The 4,775-nt window shown below is 68.3% G+C and carries 3 protein-coding genes and 1 pseudogene; 1 reads left to right on the top strand and 3 read right to left on the bottom strand.

From position 1 onward, the window contains the following. Positions 1–1,119 (top strand): DUF4832 domain-containing protein (locus NFX52_RS29270; RefSeq protein WP_252635961.1); only part of this gene is annotated, 1,119 nt, incomplete at its 5' end. Between the two features lie 29 nt (positions 1,120–1,148). On the opposite strand, the pseudogene rsmD reads toward NFX52_RS29270, so the two are convergent. From rsmD to NFX52_RS29285, 3 genes and pseudogenes are all read right to left on the bottom strand, one after another. Next, positions 1,149–1,843, bottom strand: a pseudogene (rsmD, locus tag NFX52_RS29275) (16S rRNA (guanine(966)-N(2))-methyltransferase RsmD). Continuing rightward, positions 1,840–3,195 (bottom strand): M16 family metallopeptidase, encoded by a 1,356-nt coding sequence (locus NFX52_RS29280; protein WP_055402931.1) that lies wholly within the window; start codon positions 3,193–3,195, stop codon positions 1,840–1,842. The pseudogene rsmD and the gene NFX52_RS29280 overlap by 4 nt, the downstream one beginning before the upstream one ends. Positions 3,196–3,216: 21 nt before the next feature. Next, positions 3,217–4,662: a M16 family metallopeptidase gene (locus NFX52_RS29285; protein ID WP_055402929.1), complete on the bottom strand. Its 1,446-nt coding sequence runs from the start codon at positions 4,660–4,662 to the stop codon at positions 3,217–3,219. Positions 4,663–4,775: the final 113 nt, after the last annotated feature.

Genomic DNA, 4,775 nt, shown 5'->3' on the forward strand with positions numbered 1-4,775 from the left:
CCCACCTACCTGCACGGCGCGGGCACGGCGCAGCCGCAATGCTCGGCACCCAACCCCGCCTGTGTGTGGGCGGCCCCAATGCCCGCCCCCACCCCGCCCGCGCCCGCATTGCCTCCCACGCTGGTGCCCAACTGGAACCACCCCTATGTGCTGGAGCGCATGCAGGCCCTGCTGCAGGCCGTGGCCGCCGCGCTGGGCGACACGCCGGACCTGGCCTGGATCGACGTGGGCCTGTACGGGCAGTACGGCGAGTGGGCCATGAACACCACCAACGTGGTCTACACACCGGCCCTGGAAACCCAAGGCATCACCCCGGCCTCCAACGCCACCAAGCGCAGCATTGCGCAGATGCATTTCGACAGGTTCCCGGATGCGCAGCATGCGATGTTCATCCCGCATGCCAACCTGGACACGCTGCAGTACGCGTTCTTCCAGCAGACCACCACCACGCTGCCGGTGGGCCTGCGCTGGGACTGTCTGGCGCAGGACGGCTTCATGAAGCAGTGGACCGATCGCCCGAGCGACTGGGCACAGATCTCGGACCGCTGGAAGACCACCCCCTGGATCGCGGAGTTCTGCCCCTTCGGCCCCGGCGAGTCCAAGACCAACGCCGCCACCGCGCTGCAGCAGGTGCGCGACTTCCATGTCTCCACCGTGGGCAATGGCAACCTGAACGCGCCGTGGTCCAGCTTTACGGGCACCGAACAGGCCCACCTGGCCGCCGTGGGGCGCGAGGCGGGCTACCGCTTTGCGCTGGGGCCCATCACTGTCACGGCCCCCACGCCCAGCACGGTGCAGGTGCAGGTGCGCGTGGACAACACGGGTAACGCACCGCTCTACACCCCTTGGCAACTGCAGGCTCAGCTGCGCGATGGCTCCGGCCAGGTGGTGGCCAGCCGGGAGCTGCTGAGCACCGCCCAGGCGCGTGCCATTCTTCCGGGTGTGCCCGCGCAGATCAACACCACCTGGACCTTGCCGAGCCCACCTGCGGGCAGCTACACGGTGCACCTGGCCTGGGTGCGCCAGCCCACGCTGGCGGGGCTGCCGCAGATGCTGCGCTGGAACATGGCGGGCATCGAAGCCGACGGCAGCGCCCGGCTGGCGACGTTGAAAAGGTAGGCCGCTGCGGGTCTGCGGCCCTGCGTGCTTCAGGCGCTGCGCTGAAGCAGGTGCGCGTGCACGGCGCCGGCCTTGAGGTGGCGGTACAGCACCAGGCCACTCGCAGCCAGCTCCTCGTCCGTCCAGGCGCGGGGCGCTTCGAGGTAGACAAAGCCCTGGGCGGCCACAGCCTTGGAGGCGGCCTGCAGGGCAGCGACGAACAGGTCGCTGTCAAACGGCGGGTCCAGCAGCACGAGGTCGATGCTGGCGGGCGCCGCCTGTTTGAGGGCGGTAATCCCGTCGCCACGCTGCACGCGCACGGCCGTGGCCGAAAGGCGCTGCTGCAGGGTGTGCAGCTGGGCCACCAGAGCGGCATCGCTTTCCACCAGCTGCACGGCGGCCGCTCCACGCGACGCGGCTTCAAGCCCCAACGCGCCCGTGCCCGCAAAGGCATCCAGGCAGCGCCAGCCGGTCAGGTCCTGGCCCAACCAGTTGAACAGCGTTTCGCGCACGCGGTCGGGCGTGGGGCGCAGGCCGGGGCGCTGGGCCACGGGCAGGCGGGTGCGTTTCCATTGCCCGCCAATGATGCGGATTTCACCCGCGCCCTTGGGCGCTGCTGCGGCAACGGCCTTGTCCTTGGGCGCGCCCTTTTTGCCAGCGGCAACCGGGGGGGGGTGGCCGCTGCAGCCTGGGCTTTGCGGATCTCGGCGTTGATGGCGGTGGTCTTCAGGGTTGAGCGGCTCATGGCTTGCCCCCCACCACCACGGTCACCATGCGCTCGGGTTGCAGCTTCTTGGCCATGGCCGCGCGCACATCGGCTACGGTGAGGGCTTCGACCTTCTTCGTCCACTGGTCCAGGTAGTCCAGCGGCAGCTCGTTCCAGGCTATGTTGGCCACGTTGCCCAGGAGCTTCTTGTTGCTGTCGATGCGCAGCGCAAAGCCGCCGATGAGGTTGTCCTTGGCGGCGCGCAGCTCGGCCTCGGTGGGGCCTTCGGCCACAAAACGTGCGATCACGTCGCGCGAGACCTTCACGGCCTGGGCCGCCTGGTCGGGGCGCGTCTGCAGGCCCACCGTGAAGGCGCCGGCGTGCATGCCAGCGGCAAAGTAGCTGTACACGCTGTAGCTGAGGCCGCGCTTTTCACGCACCTCGTTGGTCAGGCGCGAGACAAAACCGCCGCCACCCAGGATGTGGTTGCCCACCAGCAGCGCCACAAAGTCCGGATCGCGCCGCTGGAAGCCCGGCTGGCCAATCAGCACATGGGCCTGGGCCGAGGTGAAGGGGATGTTCTGCTCGGCGGGGGCAGCGAGCGCTGCGATCTCGCCCACGGGCGGCAGCGGCGCGCACCCGGTGCTGACGGGAAGGCGCGACAGCAGCGTGGCCACCAGCGCCTGGGCCTGTGTGCGCGACACGGCGCCCACAATGCTGACCTTGGCGCGGCAGGCGCCGATGTGCTGGGTGTGAAACGCCTGCATGTCGGCCACGCTGATGCGCGCCAGCGTCTCTGCGGTGGTCTGCACGCCGTAGGGGTGGCTGCCGTACACGGCGGCTTCAAACGCGTGGTTGGCCACGGTGGCCGGGCGTGTCAGCGACTCTTTGATGCTGGCGCTCCAGCGGGCGCGGTCGCGTGGCCACACGTCGGCCGGAAAGCTGGGCTCGCCGATCTGGCGCGCGGCCAGGCGGGCTGCCTTGTCGAGCAGCGGCGGGTCGGTGAGCGAGCGCAGTGAATACTGCAGCCTGTCGTTGTCAGCGGCCACCTCGAAACTGGCGCCCAGGTCGGCCCAGGCCTCGCCCAGGCCGTTTTCGTCCAGCGCGGGTTCGGTGCTTGTGTCGCGCCCGGCCTTCACGCCCTTGCTGGCCATGGCGGCCACAGCGCTGGCCAGGCCAGACTGGCCCGCCGGGTCGCGGCGGCTGCCAGCATCAAAGTCGATCTGCACGTCCACCATCGGGATGACCGGGCTTTCGACCAGGTAGACCTTGGCGCCGCTCCCCTCCGTCCAGTGCTGGATGGGCAGCAGCGCCCAGGCAGAATTTGAATAAAAAATGGCTCCAGCGCTTATCAGTAAAGCGCGAGCAGCTATGTTTTTAATAGTAATCATGAAATAGGGCGCAAAGCGGGTTCAGTGGCGGGACGCACCGGGTGCGGGCTGTGCGCGGGGGCGGGGGGAATCCAGCGGCTGGGGCAGCAAGGTGGCCACCGTGAGCTGGTCGTCGCCAAAATATTTGGCGGCCACGGCCTGCACCTGGGCGGGCGTCACGGTGCGCAGCAGCTCCAGAAGTCGTTCGTTGGCGTCGAGCGGAAAGCCCTGAATCCAGTTGCCCCCCAGCTCCTGCGCCTGGTTCATCACCGAGTCGCGTTCGTACACGGTCGAGGCGATCCACTGCGTCTTCACGCGGGTCAGCTCAGCCTCGCTGACCCCATCGCGGGCGACGCGGGCGACCTCGGCGCGCAGCGCGTCTTCCACCTGCTGGGCCGTCTTGCCTGCAGCGGGCACACCGCTGAGCATGAACAGGCTGGGGCCACGGCCGGTAACCATCGCGCCGCTGCTGGCGCTGTCGGCCACGCGGTTTTCGCCCTGGGTCAGCGCACGGTCGAGCCGCGCGCCGTCGTAGCCGTTGAACACCGCCGACAGCACCATGAGCGCCAGAGCATCGCGGTCGGTTTCGGTCAGGTTCTCCACGCGGTTCAGGCTGGGCGCACGAAACGCCAGCGCCACGTAGGCCTGCTCGGCCGGAGCCTTGACGGCAATGCGGCGCAGGCCCTGCTGCGCGGGCTCGGTGCGGGGCTTGCGCTCGGGCAGCGCGTGGGCGGGCAGGCTGCCGTAATACTTCTCGGCCAGTGAGCGGACCTGGGCCACGTCCACATCGCCTGCCACCACCACGGCGGCGTTGGTGGGCGTGTACCACTGGCGGTAGAAGGCGCGCGCATCATTCGGTGTCATGGCATCCAGGTCGCTCATCCAGCCCACGATCGGTCGGCGGTAGGGCGATGCGGTGAAGGTGGCGGCAAACAGCTGCTCGGCCAGCATGGCGCGGGGCTGGTCTTCGGTGCGCAGGCGGCGCTCTTCCTTGACGACCTCCAGCTCCTTCTTGAACTCGTCATCCGGCCAGTGGTTGTTGGCAAACCGGTCGGATTCGAGCTTCATCACATCTTCGAGCCGGTTGGACGGGATCTGCTGGTAGTAACCCGTGTAGTCGCGGCTGGTGAATGCGTTTTCGCGCCCGCCCAAAGCCGCCACACGCCGCGAGAACTCGCCCGGCGGCAACGTCTTGGTGCCTTTGAACATCATGTGCTCCAGCACATGGGCCACACCCGTGGTGCCATCCACCTCGTCCATGGAGCCCACGCGCACCCACACCATGTGCACCGCAGTGGGGGCACGCCGGTCGGGCTGCACGATGAGCTGCATGCCGTTCTTGAGCGTGAACTGCTGCGCGCCAGAGGCCGTGGCGGACGGCGTGGTGGAAGGCGCAGCGGGGGGTTGAGAGGCGGGAGGCGTTGCCGCAAAGGCAGCCCCGGACGAGAGGCAGGCCAGCAGGCCCAGTAGGGTGAAAGCACGTTTCATAGAATGGATGATTCTAAGAACCCTCCAATGTTCAGTTTTTTCAAGAAAAAGCCCGCCGCTCCGCCATCGACGCCTGCACCGTCCGATGCGCCCTCCCCGGCCGTTTCGCACGG

Origin of the sequence: Acidovorax facilis (genome assembly GCF_023913775.1) — a bacterium.
GTDB classification, from domain to species: Bacteria; Pseudomonadota; Gammaproteobacteria; order Burkholderiales; family Burkholderiaceae_C; genus Acidovorax; species Acidovorax facilis.